Annotated in this window: 26 protein-coding genes and 1 tRNA gene; 3 read left to right on the forward strand and 24 right to left on the reverse strand. The window is 67.8% G+C overall.

Going from position 1 to position 14,344, the window contains the following annotated elements:
• Position 1: 1 nt before the first annotated feature.
• Genes D3261_RS12540 through D3261_RS12655 form a run of 24 tightly spaced genes read right to left on the reverse strand, consistent with a single transcriptional unit; the run spans position 2 to position 13,279 of the window.
• A complete protein-coding gene (locus D3261_RS12540; protein ID WP_120072883.1) occupies positions 2–514 on the reverse strand; it encodes an uL15m family ribosomal protein in 513 nt (170 codons plus the stop codon).
• A gap of 10 nt (positions 515–524) precedes the next feature.
• Positions 525–989, reverse strand: a complete 465-nt coding sequence (gene rpmD, locus D3261_RS12545) for a 50S ribosomal protein L30 (protein WP_120072885.1) — start codon at positions 987–989, stop codon at positions 525–527.
• Entirely contained in the window at positions 989–1,624 is a 636-nt protein-coding gene (locus D3261_RS12550) for a 30S ribosomal protein S5 (protein WP_120072887.1), read from the reverse strand. The genes rpmD and D3261_RS12550 overlap by 1 nt, the downstream gene beginning before the upstream one ends.
• Complete coding sequence (locus tag D3261_RS12555) at positions 1,617–2,198, reverse strand: 50S ribosomal protein L18 (RefSeq protein WP_120072888.1); 582 nt, start codon at positions 2,196–2,198, stop codon at positions 1,617–1,619. The genes D3261_RS12550 and D3261_RS12555 overlap by 8 nt, the downstream gene beginning before the upstream one ends.
• On the reverse strand, positions 2,198–2,665 hold the full coding sequence (locus D3261_RS12560; RefSeq protein WP_120072890.1) for a 50S ribosomal protein L19e: 468 nt from the start codon (positions 2,663–2,665) through the stop codon (positions 2,198–2,200). The genes D3261_RS12555 and D3261_RS12560 overlap by 1 nt, the downstream gene beginning before the upstream one ends.
• On the reverse strand, positions 2,658–3,590 hold the full coding sequence (locus tag D3261_RS12565) for a 50S ribosomal protein L32e (protein WP_120072892.1): 933 nt from the start codon (positions 3,588–3,590) through the stop codon (positions 2,658–2,660). The genes D3261_RS12560 and D3261_RS12565 overlap by 8 nt, the downstream gene beginning before the upstream one ends.
• Complete coding sequence (locus D3261_RS12570) at positions 3,580–4,128, reverse strand: 50S ribosomal protein L6 (RefSeq protein ID WP_120072894.1); 549 nt, start codon at positions 4,126–4,128, stop codon at positions 3,580–3,582. The genes D3261_RS12565 and D3261_RS12570 overlap by 11 nt, the downstream gene beginning before the upstream one ends.
• 4 nt (positions 4,129–4,132) lie before the next feature.
• Positions 4,133–4,525, reverse strand: a complete 393-nt coding sequence (locus D3261_RS12575) for a 30S ribosomal protein S8 (RefSeq protein ID WP_120072896.1) — start codon at positions 4,523–4,525, stop codon at positions 4,133–4,135.
• Positions 4,522–4,713 carry a 30S ribosomal protein S14 gene (locus tag D3261_RS12580; RefSeq protein WP_007695838.1) on the reverse strand — a complete coding sequence of 64 codons (192 nt, stop codon included), beginning with the start codon at positions 4,711–4,713 and terminating at the stop codon, positions 4,522–4,524. The genes D3261_RS12575 and D3261_RS12580 overlap by 4 nt, the downstream gene beginning before the upstream one ends.
• Positions 4,710–5,225 (reverse strand): 50S ribosomal protein L5, encoded by a 516-nt coding sequence (locus D3261_RS12585; RefSeq protein ID WP_120072898.1) that lies wholly within the window; start codon positions 5,223–5,225, stop codon positions 4,710–4,712. The genes D3261_RS12580 and D3261_RS12585 overlap by 4 nt, the downstream gene beginning before the upstream one ends.
• A complete protein-coding gene (locus D3261_RS12590) occupies positions 5,222–6,004 on the reverse strand; it encodes a 30S ribosomal protein S4e (RefSeq protein WP_120072900.1) in 783 nt (260 codons plus the stop codon). The genes D3261_RS12585 and D3261_RS12590 overlap by 4 nt, the downstream gene beginning before the upstream one ends.
• Positions 5,997–6,356, reverse strand: a complete 360-nt coding sequence (rplX, locus tag D3261_RS12595; protein ID WP_120072902.1) for a 50S ribosomal protein L24 — start codon at positions 6,354–6,356, stop codon at positions 5,997–5,999. The genes D3261_RS12590 and rplX overlap by 8 nt, the downstream gene beginning before the upstream one ends.
• A 7-nt stretch (positions 6,357–6,363) precedes the next feature.
• Positions 6,364–6,762 (reverse strand): 50S ribosomal protein L14, encoded by a 399-nt coding sequence (locus D3261_RS12600; RefSeq protein WP_120072904.1) that lies wholly within the window; start codon positions 6,760–6,762, stop codon positions 6,364–6,366.
• Positions 6,762–7,193 (reverse strand): 30S ribosomal protein S17, encoded by a 432-nt coding sequence (locus D3261_RS12605; RefSeq protein ID WP_120072906.1) that lies wholly within the window; start codon positions 7,191–7,193, stop codon positions 6,762–6,764. Before D3261_RS12605 ends, D3261_RS12600 begins: the two co-directional genes overlap by 1 nt.
• The gene (locus tag D3261_RS12610; RefSeq protein ID WP_120072907.1) at positions 7,184–7,492 is read right to left on the reverse strand and encodes a ribonuclease P protein component 1; all 309 of its coding nucleotides are present in this window, start codon (positions 7,490–7,492) and stop codon (positions 7,184–7,186) included. Before D3261_RS12610 ends, D3261_RS12605 begins: the two co-directional genes overlap by 10 nt.
• Positions 7,492–7,722: a 50S ribosomal protein L29 gene (gene rpmC, locus D3261_RS12615; RefSeq protein WP_120072909.1), complete on the reverse strand. Its 231-nt coding sequence runs from the start codon at positions 7,720–7,722 to the stop codon at positions 7,492–7,494. Before rpmC ends, D3261_RS12610 begins: the two co-directional genes overlap by 1 nt.
• Positions 7,722–8,822, reverse strand: coding sequence for a 30S ribosomal protein S3 (locus tag D3261_RS12620; RefSeq protein WP_120072911.1), 1,101 nt, complete (start codon positions 8,820–8,822; stop codon positions 7,722–7,724). Before D3261_RS12620 ends, rpmC begins: the two co-directional genes overlap by 1 nt.
• Positions 8,822–9,289 (reverse strand): 50S ribosomal protein L22, encoded by a 468-nt coding sequence (locus D3261_RS12625; protein ID WP_120072912.1) that lies wholly within the window; start codon positions 9,287–9,289, stop codon positions 8,822–8,824. Before D3261_RS12625 ends, D3261_RS12620 begins: the two co-directional genes overlap by 1 nt.
• 15 nt (positions 9,290–9,304) lie before the next feature.
• Positions 9,305–9,727: a 30S ribosomal protein S19 gene (locus D3261_RS12630; protein ID WP_120072914.1), complete on the reverse strand. Its 423-nt coding sequence runs from the start codon at positions 9,725–9,727 to the stop codon at positions 9,305–9,307.
• A 2-nt stretch (positions 9,728–9,729) separates the two neighbouring features.
• Entirely contained in the window at positions 9,730–10,443 is a 714-nt protein-coding gene (locus D3261_RS12635; RefSeq protein WP_120072916.1) for a 50S ribosomal protein L2, read from the reverse strand.
• A 1-nt stretch (position 10,444) separates the two neighbouring features.
• Positions 10,445–10,696, reverse strand: a complete 252-nt coding sequence (locus tag D3261_RS12640; protein WP_007695859.1) for a 50S ribosomal protein L23 — start codon at positions 10,694–10,696, stop codon at positions 10,445–10,447.
• Positions 10,693–11,430 carry a 50S ribosomal protein L4 gene (gene rpl4p / locus D3261_RS12645; protein WP_120072918.1) on the reverse strand — a complete coding sequence of 246 codons (738 nt, stop codon included), beginning with the start codon at positions 11,428–11,430 and terminating at the stop codon, positions 10,693–10,695. The genes D3261_RS12640 and rpl4p overlap by 4 nt, the downstream gene beginning before the upstream one ends.
• Positions 11,427–12,437 (reverse strand): 50S ribosomal protein L3, encoded by a 1,011-nt coding sequence (locus D3261_RS12650; protein ID WP_120072920.1) that lies wholly within the window; start codon positions 12,435–12,437, stop codon positions 11,427–11,429. Before D3261_RS12650 ends, rpl4p begins: the two co-directional genes overlap by 4 nt.
• 17 nt (positions 12,438–12,454) lie before the next feature.
• Positions 12,455–13,279: a putative RNA uridine N3 methyltransferase gene (locus tag D3261_RS12655; RefSeq protein ID WP_120072922.1), complete on the reverse strand. Its 825-nt coding sequence runs from the start codon at positions 13,277–13,279 to the stop codon at positions 12,455–12,457.
• Between the two features lie 191 nt (positions 13,280–13,470).
• On the opposite strand from D3261_RS12655, the gene D3261_RS12660 reads away from it, so the two are divergent.
• From D3261_RS12660 to D3261_RS12670, 3 genes are all read left to right on the forward strand, one after another.
• A tRNA-Gly gene (locus D3261_RS12660) sits at positions 13,471–13,541 on the forward strand.
• A gap of 200 nt (positions 13,542–13,741) precedes the next feature.
• Positions 13,742–13,966: an AbrB/MazE/SpoVT family DNA-binding domain-containing protein gene (locus D3261_RS12665; RefSeq protein WP_120072924.1), complete on the forward strand. Its 225-nt coding sequence runs from the start codon at positions 13,742–13,744 to the stop codon at positions 13,964–13,966.
• Positions 13,966–14,328 carry a type II toxin-antitoxin system VapC family toxin gene (locus D3261_RS12670; RefSeq protein ID WP_394337581.1) on the forward strand — a complete coding sequence of 121 codons (363 nt, stop codon included), beginning with the start codon at positions 13,966–13,968 and terminating at the stop codon, positions 14,326–14,328. The genes D3261_RS12665 and D3261_RS12670 overlap by 1 nt, the downstream gene beginning before the upstream one ends.
• Positions 14,329–14,344 lie beyond the last annotated feature (16 nt).

Here is a 14,344-nt window from a genome sequence, read left to right on the forward strand (position 1 = left end):
ATTACTCGGACTCCGCGTTTGTAGCTTCTTCGTCCGAGTCCTCGTCGGCCTCGTCCTCCGCGTTGCGTTCCTCGCCGCGCTCGCTCAGGGTCGCTTCCCCGCCCGCGTCGGCGAGCAGGTCGCGCGCGCTCTCGGAGAACGCGTCGGCGGTCACGTCGAGCGACTGGCGGACCTGCCCGCCGCCGAGCACCTTTACCACGTCGGCGTCGTGGCCGTCCTCGACGATGTCGCGGGCGTCGAGCGCGAACCCGTCACCCGTCTCCTCGGCGAGACCGTCGGCGGCGTAGAGCGCCGCGTCCTCGTCGAGCTCGCGGACGTCGACCGTCCGGACGTCCTCGGTGGTCTTCTCGGGCCGGCTGAAACCATGTTTGCCGAGCGGCCCGTAGTTGTGCTTTTCGTGCTTGTCGCGTCCCGCACGACCGCGCCCGCCACGGTGGCCGGCCCCACGTCGGTTCTTGTGGGTGCCGCCGCTGTGGGTGCGCGAGCCGCGCTGGCGTCGTTTTTTGGAAGTCATCGTCGTGTGGTCACCGCATCGCGCTCAACAGCGCGTCGATCTCGTCCGAACTGTGCTTGCCGAGTTCGCCGCCCTCGACGGCCGGGTGTTTCACGCCGTTGTGCCCGCCGCGCGGCGGGTGGAGCCGGAGCGAGGGCGAGAGCCCGGCGTCCTGGAGCGTGGTCTCCTCGGCGAGCAGCGCCTCCGCGAGCGCCGAGACGTCGTCGTAGTCGGTGTTCTCGCCGACCCACTCGTCGTCGACGTCCCCGTCGCCCTCGGCGGGTTCGCCACGGGTTTCGAGCACCGTCGCGAGCACGCCCGGGCTGGGTTCGCCGTAGGCCACGTAGTCGTTGACCTTCGTGATCATGCCGCGGTAGGTGTCCGTCTCAGGGACGAACGTACAGTGGTTGGTGCTGTGGATGTTGAGCATCGAGAGGGTGTCCCGAACGCCCTGTTCCATGTTGACCTCGCCGCGGACCTGCACGAGCGCTTGCATCACTCGACCACCTCGCGTCGCTTCTCGCGGGCACGCTGTGGCATCCGTGACTGCGACCCGTTCCGGAGCGCGTTGTACGTCGCCTTCGCGAGGTTGACCGTCGTCCGGGTGTTGCCGTTCGACTTCGTCCAGGCGTCCTGGACGCCGGCGAGTTCGAGGATGTGCCGAACCGTTTCGGCGGCCGCGAGACCGAGCCCCTGCGGAGCGGGGATGACCTCGACGGTGACCGAACCGGCCTTGCCCTTGGTGCGACGGGTCAGGGAGTTCACCCCGCCCGCGCGGTCCTCCCAGGAGCCCGAGCCGCGGTCGACGCTGATGATGTTGAGCTTCGCGACCTCGATGGCCTTCTGGATCGCCGAGCCGACCTGGTCGTCGCGGCCCTCGGCGTAGCCCACGTAGCCGTTCCGGTCGCCGATCACGACCACACACCGGAACTTCACCCGCCGACCGGAGTCGGTCATCCGCTGGACCATGTTGATGTCGAGGACCTCGTCCTCGAGCGAGAGCAGCTGGTCCGTGATCTCCGGTTCCTTCAGGGGGAGCCCCGAGTTGAGGGCGTCCTCCATCGTGGTGATCTCCTCCTCGGCGACCAGCTTGCCGAGCCGTGTGCGCGGCTCCCAGCCGCGTCTACTCATCGTCGCCTCCGAGTTCGTGGTCGAATTCGTCCATGATGGTCTGTCGTGTCTCCTCGAAGTGCTCGGGGAGGTCGGTCGCGTCGAACTCGCCCGAGTAGAGCGGCTCGTCACGCGATTCGGCGTAGTCGGCGATGTGCTCGCCGCTGGTGCGCTCCCAGTCGGCGAACACCGATTCGTTGTGCGGCACGTCGAGGCCGGCGTCGATCGCGCCCTCCTGCATCGCGAACAGCTTGTTGCCGGGCGTCGCGGTGTTGAGGCCGATGTCGAGCACCGCCTCGCTCACGTCGTTCTCTCGCGCGCGCAGCCCGGCGAGCAACCCCGTGAGGTACGCGCTCGGGAGGTTCCCCGTGGGGGCCTCCCAGCCGTACTCGGCGAGGTCCGCCGAGCTCGCGCCCGCGTGCGTTTCGTCACCGTCGGGACTGGGGCTCACCAGCTGCGCCCTGACGTGGCGGTTGCTCTTGCGCGCAACCAGTCGGGGTTTGCCTGATTTCAACAGGCGCAACCGCTGATGGTAGTCCGTCCGGACCTCGCGCCGGCGGCGCATCGGTACGTTGTATCGTGGTCCTGTGGCCATTAGTCGTCCTCCGTCTCGATGTCGATGTCGTAGCTGTTCTCGGCGAAGGCTTCGAGCCGCGCCACGCTGTCGAACTCGCCCCCGCCCGCCTTGTCGTAGAGCGCGCGGTACTGGGTTCGGTCGAGCGTGCCGTCCGCTCGAAGCTCCTTCAGCCGGCGGCGCTGGGCGCGGATCCGCGAGACCCACGCGTCCTTCGCGTTCTGCCGTGCGCCGGCGGTCCCGCGTCGCGTACCGGGGCCGCTGCGGTGGCCGGCGGCACGCTGTGCGTTGCGCTCGCGCGCTCGCCCGCGGGAGTTCGTCTTCGCGTCCTTCGATTCTATCGTGCCGTCGGCGACCAGCTCGCGGACGTCCTCGCGGGTGATCGCTTCCGCGATCTCGCCCTGGCTCTCGGGGTCGAACCAGACGCGGTTCTCCCCGACGTCGAGGACGTCGGCGGCGAGCCGGCGCTGTGCGCTGAGGTCACTCATCTGTTTCCACCTCGACTTCGACGTAGGTCGGGTTCAGCACCCGGATCCCGTCGCTCTCGGCCTGCTCCTCGATACGTTCGCGCTTCCGACCGCCGACCGACGACCCGATCCGCACGGCCTGGGTGTCGCCGTCGACACCCTCCAGGTCGTCGGTGTTCTCGACGCGAACCTCCTCGAACCCGCTTGGGTGGAGACCGCGAACGGCCTCGGTGGTTCGGTAACCCGCCGAGACCTTCGCGCCCTTGCCCTTGATACCGCGGCGCTGTTTCGAGAGCGTTCCGCGCGGTCGTCGCCACGAGGTCCCCACTCGTTTCTTCTTGTGGTGGTCCTGGCGGTTGAACTGCGGCTTCGACTTCCGGCGACGCCGCGTCAGCAGCCGCCCGGTCTCGTCGTCGAGGTCGGGCGTCTTGTCCACGAGCCCGCGCGGTTCGAGTTCGGTCTCGACCGCTTCGTCCTCCGTGGTGTCGGTTTCGTCCTCGACGTCCGCCTCGGTCTCCTCCTCGACTTCGAGCCCGCCGACGTCGGCCTTGATCCGGGCCGCGAGCGCGTTGCCCACGCCCTCGACCGCGGTGAGGTCCGACTGCTCGGCCTCGCGGAGGTCCGCGACCGTCTCGAAGCCCGCCGCGCGCAGGGCGTCGGCCTTCTCCTCGCCGACACCGCTGACGTCGGCGAGGTCGTCGGGGGTCTCCTCGGACGCCTCGTCCTCGGCGTCGGCGGACTCGTCGTCCGCGTCCTCGTCGACGTCGAGGTCGTCGACGTCGGCCTTGATCCGCGCGGCGAGCGCGTCGCCGATGCCCTCGACCGCGGCGAGGTCGTCCTGGTCGGCGTCCTCGAGGTCCGCGACCGTCTCGTAGCCCGCGTCGACGAGCGCTTCGGCTTTCTCCTCGCCGACGCCGTCGACCTCGGTGAGCTCCTCAGCTGCCACCGGCGGTCACCTCCCGCTGGGGTTTCTCAGTGATGTAGACGCCATCCTGGAACACCCGGACATCCTTGCCGCTGACGCGGGTGAGCTGTTCGATGTCCGCGGCGGTCTGGCCGACGTCGTCCTTGCTGGGACCCGAGAGCGTGAGCTGCTCGTCGTCGACGTCCACAGTCGTGTCGCCGTGGATCTTCGTCCGGCGTGGTGCGCGCTCGCCGAGGAAGTTCTGGATCACAACCTCATCGTCCTCGACACGCACCTGCATCGGAAAGTGCGAGTAGAACACTTCCATCTCGTAGGTCCAGCCCTCGCTGACACCGTGGAAGGCGTTCCGGATGTGGCTGGTGAACGTGCCGACGATGGCGTTGGTCTTCGCGTCCTCGGCGGCGGTCTCGATGACCACTTCGTCGCCGTCGACGTCGACGGTGACGTTCGGGTACCAGAGTCGCCGCGTGACGGAACCGTTCTCGCCGGAGATGGTGAGGTCGAAGCGCTCCGTCTCGGCGCTTGCCCCCTCCGGTATCGTGAATCGTTCTTCTGTCATTGGTCTAGTAGACGTAGGCGAGCACCTGCCCGCCGAGTCCCGCTTCGCGGGCCTCGTAGTGGCTCATCACGCCGTGGCTCGTCGTGACGATCAGGGTGCCGTAGTCCCGTGCCGGGAGGAACCGCTTCTCCCACTTCTCGTAGCCGTCGGCCCCGGTGGAGTACCGGGGCTTGACGACGCCGCACTGGTTGATGGCACCGTTGAGTTCGACCTCGAACGTCCCGGCCTTGCCGTCGTCGACGAACTCGAAGCCGGAGATGTAGCCCCGGTCGTAGATGACTTCGAGCACCGAGCCGATGGTGTTCGAGGCGGGTCGGACGGTCAGATCGAGCTTCCCGACGCTCTCGGCGTTGTCGAGACCGCTGAGGGCGTCGGCGAGTGGGTCGTTGTCGGTCATTGGTATTTCTCGAACCCCATGCCGCGGGCGATCTCGCGGAAACACTGCCGGCAGAGCCAGATGTTGTACTTCCCGACGAGGCCCTGCTTGCGGCCGCACCGCTGGCAGGCCTCGAGCTGGCCCGTTCGTTTCCCCGTGTGCTCGCCCGTTTCGACGTCGTTCCCGCTGTCGGTTTCGCTTTCGCTCATTGTACCTCCATGTCGTACTCGGCTTCGAGGAACGCCACCGCGTCCTCGGTGTCGAGCCGGTGACGGCTCGGCAGCTTCCGCGTGACCTTGGTTCGTTTCGCGACGCGCGAGCCCGGTCGTGTGAGGTTGACGGTCACGTCGAGACCGTAGATCCCGATGTTCGGGTCGTACTCCTGACTCGGGAACTCGGTGTGCTCCTCGATGCCGAAGCTGAAGTTGCCGGTCTGGTCGAACTGCGAACGCGAGACCGACGCGAGCCCCAGCGCGGTGTCGAGGAACGTCTCGGCGGGCTCACCACGGAGGGTGACCTTCGCGCCGATCGGATCGCCCTGCCGGATGCCGAACTCGGGCTCGGTGGCGTTCGCGCGCGTCCGGACGCCCTCCTGGCCCGTGATGGCTTCGAGGATGTCCTCGGCGTTCGCGAGCTCGCGCCCGCCCTGGCCGACGCCCATGTGGACGACGACCTTCTCGACGACGGGTTCGCGCATCTCGTGGAACTCCGCCTCGCTCATTCGTCCTCACCTCCGTCGGTGGCCTCGTCGGCGTCGGATTCGGGTTCCGGCTGGTCCTCGCCGGTCGTGGTGACGGTCTCCTCGTCGTCCTCCTCGACGAAGTTCTCGTCGATGACGACCACGTAGTCGGCGATCGTCTCGAAGCCCTCGCCGTCGTCCTGGCTCACCAGGACGTTGTTCGGGGAGCTCCCGGGGGTGACCTGGATCTCGTCGATCTCGCCGATCTCGCCAGCGTGCTGGCCGCGAACCGCCGTGACCAGCGCGCCCTCCTCGTAGGGGAAGTGCGCGAGGATCTCGTTGTCGGTGTCGACGACGATCGAGTCGTTGCCGGCGTAGTCGCCCTCGGCGATCTCGAGGGTGCGACCGTCGTGGAGCGAGAGCTGCGTGTTGCCGCCCGGCACCTGTCGCTTGCCCTCGATCTTGCCGAGCTTCGAGTCGGCGTCCGCGGCGTCGATCGGGGTGAGCGCCAGCCGGCCGCCCTCGTCGGGGAACACCCGATAGTGCTCGTCGCGCTCGGCGAACTCGACGATGTCGAACATCCCGATCGGCCGCTGTTCGTCGCTGAGGGTCTCGTTGTTGACCAGCACGGAGCCCTGGTTCAGCGCGTAGCGCGCCTCCTTCCGGGAGTCGACGTAGCCGAGGACATCCCGGAGCAGGATGAGGAGCGGCACCCCGTCCTCGCCGTGCGGGCCGGCGGTGGCCTTCACGGTGAAGGTGGCGGTCTTTCGCTCGACCGGCCAGGAGTTCGGCACCGAGAGCCGCTTTTGGTGCTTACTCATCGTCGTCGGCCTCCAGTCGGTCCTCGCGACGCGAGTCGTCGAGGTCGAGGTCGGTGATCCGGAGGTTGCTCGCGTCGAGCGAACGCGGAACGTCCTCGCCGTCGGCGGTCTCGACGGTGACGTCCTCGACGTCGACGGTCGTGTTCCGAAGGTCGACGCTCATGACTTCGCCCTCCTCGCCGGCGAAGTCCCCGCGCATGACCTCCACGGTGTCGCCCGCGTTGACGCGGGCGCTCCGTTTGCCGTACTCGTCACGGAGGTCGCCCGAGAGCGTCGCACGGACCTGTCGGTGCTTCTCGTGGAGCGGCGCGCGCTCCGTTCGTGTGCGTTGTTTGTGTGGTTGCTTGCTCATGGTTGTCTCAGACGATCATCGTTGCCGCGCTCGCGATCGAGCCGAACCGTTCGGCGACCTCGCGCGCGATCGGCCCACGGAGTTCGGTCCCCCGAGGGTCCTCGTTCTCGTCGACGATGACCGCGGCGTTGTCCTCGAACTTCAATCGAGTGCCGTCGGGTCGTCGGATCGGCTTTCGCTGGCGGATCACGACGGCTTCGAGCACCTGGCGACGCATCTCGGGCGTCCCCTTCGTCACCGACACCGTGATCTTGTCGCCGATCCCGGCCTTCGGGTGGCGGTTCTTGGTGCCGTGGTAGCCCGAGACGCTGATCACGCGGAGCTGGCGTGCGCCGGTGTTGTCGGCACACGTCACCAGCGAGCCCTTCTCGAGGCCCTGACTGACGTCGGCCGAGAGGGCTTCCATCAGGCCTCACCTCCGTCCTCGGCCTCGGCGACGCTCTCCTCGATGTCGCTCATCGCGGCCTCGCTCTCGGCGTCCGAGGGCCCCGAGAGGCTGGTCGCGCCGAGGTCGCGGTCGGTGTCGATCCGACCGACCACGACGTGGGATTTCGTCTTCGAGAGCGGGCGGGTCTCGGCGATCCGCACCGGCTCGCCCACCTCGATCTCGAGGCACTCGGGCGCGTGCGCGGGCGTCCGCGAGCGCCGTTTCATCGCCCGGTCGTACTTCGGGACCGCCACGTCGTATTCGCGTTCGACGACGGCCGATCTGTCCATGTCCGTCGAGACGACCACGCCGTCGACCGTCCCGCCGCGCACGGACAGCGTGCCGTGGAACGGACAGTTCGGGTCGTCGCAGGTCGCCTCGGGTTCGTCTACGTTGAGTCCTAACGCCATTTCGAATCACTGCTCCGTTCGGTCCGCCGTGCCGGCGGGGCGACCAGCCGTTCGCCCTCGACGGTGACGAACGCCGAGTCGGTCGACTCGGCCCCGTCCGTGAGGTCGAACTCGAAGGTCGCACCGGCCTTCGGCACCTGTTTCGTCCGCGTCGAGTCGGTCTCGACTCGGAGGGTGGATCGCGTTTCGCTCACGACACGACCGGCGGTCCCGACGAGCGACGGGTCGTCCGCCGCCGCCACTCGCGCGGGGAGCCCGCAGAGTTCGTGTCGTGCGACCGTCTCCGGCGTCACCGCCATCAGGAAGCCTCCTCGTCCTCGTTCTCGTCGAGGTCGCCTTCCTCGTTCCGGATGGTCTTGAGCCGCGCGATGGTCCGCCGGAGCTCCCCGATACGGCCGGGGTCCTCGGGCGCGCCACCCGCCGCCTGCACCGCACGCGAGTTGAGCAGCTCGGTTTCGAGCTCCTCGAGTTCGGCCTCGCGCTCGGCCGGCGTCATGTCGCGGATCTCCGCGGCGTAGAGGATGGCCATCAGTTCTCCGCCTCCACGAGGTCGTCGGCACCCTGCTTGATGCGTTCGGCGAACGCCGCGCCGATGCCCTCGGCCTCGGCGAGGTCGTCCTCGCTCGCGGCCTGGACGTCCTCGACCGACTCGAAGCCGGCCTCGCGAAGCGCGTCGGCCTTCGCGTCGCCGACGCCGTCGATGGCGGTCAGGCCTTCGACCGACTCCATCTCGTCGAGGAGCGCCTCGGCGTCGGCCTCGGTCTCCTCGGAGAGGTCCTCGTCGACGTCGGGTTCGGCCGCCGAATCCGGCGGCGACGTCTCGGACGCACCCTCCTCGTTCTCGACGGCCTCTTCGAGGATCTCCTCCTCGGCGAGGTCGTCGGTCTCGGGGGCCTCCTCGTCGGTGAGCTCGAACTCCTCCTCGGAGTCGGACTCCTCGGGGCCCGCGACGGGTTCGCCCTCGCCCTCGTCGAGCAGGGCGTCGACCTCGTCGCCGGACTCGATGTCCTCGGGCACGAGGTCGGAGACGTCGACGTCCTCCCGGATGCGGAAGTCGTCGGGGAGCTCGGCGTTCGGCGGGATGATACGCACCGTGACGCCGATCGTCCCGAGCTTCATCACCGCGACGCCGTTGCCGCGGTCGACGATGTCCTTCGAGGGCTCGCCGTTGTGCTTGATGTAGCCCCGGTTGAACTTCTCGTCGCGCGAGCGCGCGCCCGTCACCTTCCCGTTGAGGGTGATCTCCGCACCGCGTGCGCCCGCGTCCATGATCCGGTCGATCGTGGTGTGGCCGGCCTTCCGGAAGTACCAGCCACGTTCGAGGGCGTTCGCGAGGCGGTCGGCGACGATCTGGGCGTTGAGGTCGGGTTCGTCGACCTCCTGAACGTCGATCTGGGGGTCGTCGAGATTGAAACGGTCCTCGAGTTCCGCCGTGACCTTCCGGATGTTCTTGCCGCCCTTGCCGATCACCATGCCGGGTTTCTCGGCTCGGAGGACGATCTGGGTGCCCATCGGGGTCTTGGCGAGTTCCATCCCGCCGTAGCCGGCTCGACCCAGCTCTTCGGCGAAGAACTCGTCGATCTGGGTGCGCTGCATCCCGTCCTCGATGAACTGCTGTTCGGTCGCCATCAGTTCTCGACCTCCTGGTCTTCGACGATCATCTCGACGTCGACCTCGGGGGTGTTCCAGGCGGTCGCCCGCCCCATCGCGCGGGGTTTGCGACCTTGGGACTCGCCGACCTTGTGGGCGGCGACGTGGCTGATGACCATGCCGTCCGGCTCGAAGCCACCGTGTTCGGCGTTCGCGCCGACGTTTTCGAGCAGGTCGAGGAACGCGCCCGAGGCCTTCTCGGGGTAGCGACCCGCGTCCCAGCCGTCGACGTCGCTGCGGTGACCGACACCGGTGTTGTGCGACCGGAACGGCACGGATCGAGTCCCGTCGATGACGGCTTCGAGGTACTCGCGGGCGTCCGCGATCGTCATCCCCTTGATCTCACGGGCGATCTCCTTGCTGTGCTTGTGGCTCATGTGGCGCTCTCGGAGCATGGCTTTCGCCGTTTTCTCCGGGTCCGCGTCCACGCTGTAGCTGATTCCCATTGTGTTAGTTCCCCATCATTTGAGCGGTACGAACTTCGAGGACCGCGTCGCCCCGATGCCCGCCTGGCCGTGTTCGACCGACGTCCGGGTGAGCTGGAACTCGCCCAGGTAGTGGCCGAGCATCTCGGGTTCGATGCGTACTCGCTCGAACTCCTGGCCGTTGTGGATCGCGAAGGTCTTGCCGACGAACGCCGGGAGCACCGGCATGTCGCGCAGGTGCGTCCGGATCGGGTCGTTCGCGGTGTCCTCCTCGTCGGCCTCGCGGGCCTTCTCGAGGAGTTTCTCCTTCTCGATCGAGAGCCCGCGCTCGATGCTGCGGCGCTTGCGGGCCGGCAGCAGCTCGGCGACCTCGTCGATCTCCATCGCGTTCAGTTCCTCCATCGTGTGGCCGCGGTAGGTGAACTCGCCCTCACGGCCGGTTCTGTAGTCCGAACTCATGTTTACTTCCTCCCGGTTCGCCGCGAGGCGATGTCACCGACCTTCCGGCCGGGCGGTGCGTCCCGCGAGATGCTCTTCGGCTGGCCGGGGTGCTGACGGCCACCGCCACCGAACGGGTGGTCGGCGGCGTTCATCGCCACACCGCTCACACGGGGGTACTTCGTCCCGCGCGAGCGCATCTTGTGGTGTTTGTTCCCCGCCTTCACGAACGGCTTCTCCGTCCGGCCGCCGCCCGCGACCACGCCGATCGTGGCACGACACTGCGGGCTGAGGCGTTTGATCTCGCCGCTCGGCAGTTCGACCACCGCGGCGTGGCGGTCGTGGGTGATCAGCTGGGCGTTCACGCCCGACGACCGGGCGAACTTCCCGCCGTCGCCCGGGTGGCTCTCGACGTTGCAGACCGGGATCCCCTCGGGGATCTCGGCGAGCGGGAGCGTGTTGCCGGGTTTGATCTCGGCGGTGACGCCGACCTGGAGCTGCTCGCCGACGCCGATGCCTTCCGGTGCGAGCACGAGTCGGCGGTCGCCGTCGTCGAACTCGACCGCGGCGACCGGCGCGCTCCGGGCGGGGTCGTGTTCGATGTCCACGACGGTGCCCGAGACCACGTCGTCGCCCTCGACGGTCGGGTGGGAGAGTTCGGCCTTGTAGCGGTGCGAAGGCGCGCGGAACGTCGGGGTCCCGCGACCACGTCGCTGACCCTGGATCCGTCGTCCCATCTCAGAACACCCCCAGCCGCGAGGCGACGTCCTGTGCGTCGTCGTCCTCACTGAGCGTGACGGTCGCCTTCTTCTGCCCCCGCGGGGTGACCTGGGTGGTCACCTTCGTGATGGCGACGTCGAACTGCTCCTCGAGGTCCGACTTGACGTCGGCCTTGGTGGCGTCGGTCGCCACCACGAACTGGAGCTTGTTCCGGTAGTCCATCTCGTTCATCGCCTTCTCGGTGACGTAGGGGTATTTCATTACGCTCATCGGCTGGCTACCTCCTCGATGGCGCTCTCGGTCCAGATCGTCAGCCGGCCCGCCTGCGTGCCGGGCGCGAGGTCCTCCGCGTTGACCTCCTGTGCGGTGGCGACGTCTGCCCCGGCGAGGTTGCGCGCCGCGCGCGAGGGCTCGCCGCTCGTGACGAACAGGATCGATTTGGCTCGTTTGTACTTCCGGCCACGGGTCGTCCCGCGGCCCGCGCGGACCGTCCGGTCCTCGGCGCGCTCGATGTCGCCGGCGACCCCGAGCGAGTCGAGGAGGTCGGCGACCTCGCGGGTCTTCTCCAGGTCCTCGAACTCGTCGCTCACGACGAGCGGGAGGTCGCCCTCGAAGACGTGCCCGCGCTCTTCGACCAGTTCGGGGTCGGCCGTGGCCGCGATGGCGCTCCGGGTCGCGAGCTTTCGTTCCTTCGTGTTGACCTTCTGCGAACGGTCCTGTTCTTCCTTCGGCGGGTGTGCCGCACGGCCGCTGACGGCCTGGGGGACACGCCGTGCCTGCCCGTTCGACTGGGGGACGTGGGCCATCCCGCGGCCACTCCCCATCGATTCGGCGGGGGTACGCATCCCGGCGTAGTCGTCGGCCCCGTGGGCCTGCGACCGGTTGGCCTGGGCGGCGCGCACCGACCGCGCGATGAGGTCGGGGCGGTACGGCGTCTCGAAGACCTCGGGGAGGTCGACCTCGCCCGCGTCCTCGCCGTCGGTGTCGAATTTGGTTACACTCATTGTCCTTGGTTGGAGGCGGTCGAGACGTACCGGACCTCGGGGTCGAGGCGCGGCTGGTCTCCGGGTCGGATCGCCGGTCGGAAGCGAACGAGTCGCTGGTCCGGACCGGGAAGCGATCCCTTCACGAGCGCGTAGGGGCCGTCGACCTCGCCGTAGCCGACGAAGCCGCCCTCGGCGCTGGCGTCGTCGCCGTCGCCCACGCTCACGAGGCGCTTGTTGAGCTCCGTCCGCTGGTGGTAGCCCATCTGTCCCTGCTGGGGGACGGTCGAGCGCACGCGCGAAGGGTTCCACGGGCCGAGGTTACCGATGCGGCGCCGCCACCCCTGCCGGGCGTGTTTGCCCTTGCGTTTCTGGACGCCCCAGCGCTTGACGGGGCCCTGGGTGCCCTTGCCCTTCGTGACGCCGGCGACGTCCATGTACTCGCCGGGGCGGAACACTTCGGTCATGTTGTGTTCGCCGCCGCCGGCGATGAGGTCGAGACCGAACTCGAGGCGGTCGTCGACGTCGCCGCCGCCGATCCGGGTCTCCATCACGTCGGGTTTCTTCTTCGGGATGTTCGCCATCCCACCCGGAACGGTGTGGGTGATGGCGCGGATCTCCGAAACGTCACCCTCGGAGACGGCCTCCTCGAACGCGTCGGGGTCGGATTCGCCGTCGGGGACGTCGAGCGCTCTGTCGAGGTCCGCGTGGAACTCGTCGGTCCACGTCTCGGTGAGCGGGCGGAGTCCGTAGGGGGTCTGTTCGTAGGCACGCAGGGCGACCGCGCGCATCGGGGGCGTCTCCACGACGGTGACAGGAACCGTCTGTTCCATCCCCTCGCGTGGCGAGTTCGCCGCGTCGTCGATCATCACGACGTGGCTCATGCCGGCCTTGTAGCCGGCAAAGCCCTGCAGCCCGGGCTGTCCGTCGTCGTCGGGCCACGACCCGAAGCGCGCGACCTCGCTGGTCGCACGCTTGCGCGGGCTGTAGCCCATCGAGCCTTTTCGTGGTCTGTTTGGTTGTACCATCTTGTGTGTTCCCTCTGTTACGGCAGGGTCAGGCAGGCGAGGGTCGCGAACACGGCTTCTTCCGTGCGGACCACCTCACTGCCCTGGTTCGGAACCGTGTTGAGCCAGCGGTCGAACCCGCCGTCCGGTTCGGCGCTCGTCACCGACGCGACGTCGATGTCGAGCATTTCCGGCAGCCCTCGTTCGGGGGCCCCGAAGGCGACTGTCAGGTCGCCGGGCCCTCCGGCCAGTGCTCCGAGTCCGTCCGTCGTCAGCGCCTCACCGTGGCGTGACGTGGCGACCCGGAGCCCGGCATCCTCACGGCCGAGCGCCGCCGGGAGGTCCGCGCGGTCGACGGTGAACCCGGGTGCGGGTTCGTCGACGATCCGTGCGCGGACCGGTTCTCGCGAAGATATCCTGACGGTCACGCGTTCCCCCTCGCCGACCTCCATCGCGGGAGGCACGACGAGCGAGACCGGGTGTTGCAGTCCGCAATTGACCCGAACGCGCCCATCAGGGCCGACCTCGGTCACGATTCCCTGTCTTAACGACCCCGAACTCTGTGGTCCGGAGCCGGTCCGTGGGACGGGGCGAAGCGGCGGCAGGACACCGACGTACTCCAATTCCTCGCGCGTGCCCCAGGCCTCCTTTCGGAGGTAGGGGGCCGTCGCGGCGTACGCGAGTACCGTGGCGACGAATCCGCCACCCCATCGTCGGTTCCCACCGTCGTCCGGGAAGACCGTGACGCGGTCGACCCGGAAGACGGTGGCCGCACGAGCCACGAGGCCGACCTTGTGGGTCGCCTCGCGTTTGTCGCTCGCCTCCCGACAGAGGGATGACGGCACGAGTACGCTGCGTGTCATGCCGGCGCTTTCGCGCCGTGCCACTAGACTGTGGCGCTTTTACCGTATTGGCTCGTAAAAGGATAGCGCTTCGCTGGACGCGTGCGCCGCGTTCACAGGGCGCGACGAGCCCCGTAGAGCGGGTCTCCGTCCGGTGGTTCGGATTCGATTCGGAACGCTTTTACCTTCCAGCGGGATACTGAGAGTGCAGGGCGCTGGTAGTGTAGTGGTATCACGTGACCTTGCCATGGTCACAACCCGAGTTCAAATCTCGGCCAGCGCACTTCTCTCGACGTAACCCGCGAGCAGTCGCTTCGTGATGGCGACGGCAGTGCTGTGACGGGAGACTGTAGCCGCCATACATTATCGGATTCACGAGTGACGACGAATGGGACCGTCCAAGACGTTTCCAATTCGACCCGCATTGTGGGAAAACGACCCTATCCGCGGAGCGTTTACATAGGTTTAGCCACTACCTCACCTATGGACGTGGACGCAGAGGACGGCCGTGTCTATCTCCCGAAACACCTCCGAGAGAAGTTCGGCGACCGGTTCGAACTCGTCGACCGCGGTGACCGGCTCGTACTGATCCCCGTCGACGAGGACCCACTGGCCGCGCTCCGTGAGGAGTTCCGCGACGTAGACGCTTCGGTCGAGGAACTGAAGCAGGGGGCACTGGACGAGGCGCTCAACGAGGCCGGCCCGTGATCTACGTCGAGGTGGATTTCCTGCTCGCACTTATCAAAGAAGACGACTGGCTTGGAGAGCGGGCCGTGACACTGTACGAGGAACATCGCGAGGAGCTATGGACCTCGCAGTACGCCCTACTCGAACTCATGCTGGTCGCCTATCGTGAAGACAGAGACGTCGAACGGGTCGTCGTGAACGCGAGTCGACTTGTTGAGGTCCGTGGCGACGTCGAAACCGTCCTCGCGGCGGCGAGTCACGTCGAAGAACACGGACTCACGCCGCTCGATGCGCTCCACCTCGTGTCCGCCGGCGACGACGCGATCCTTTCGAGCGATTCGGCGTACGACCCGTTCTCGGAGCGCATCCGATTGGAGGAGTAACTGGAGGCGGGAGCGC

Origin of the sequence: Halococcus sp. IIIV-5B (assembly GCF_003602035.1) — an archaeon.
In the GTDB taxonomy this organism is placed as follows: domain Archaea; phylum Halobacteriota; class Halobacteria; order Halobacteriales; family Halococcaceae; genus Halococcus; species Halococcus salsus.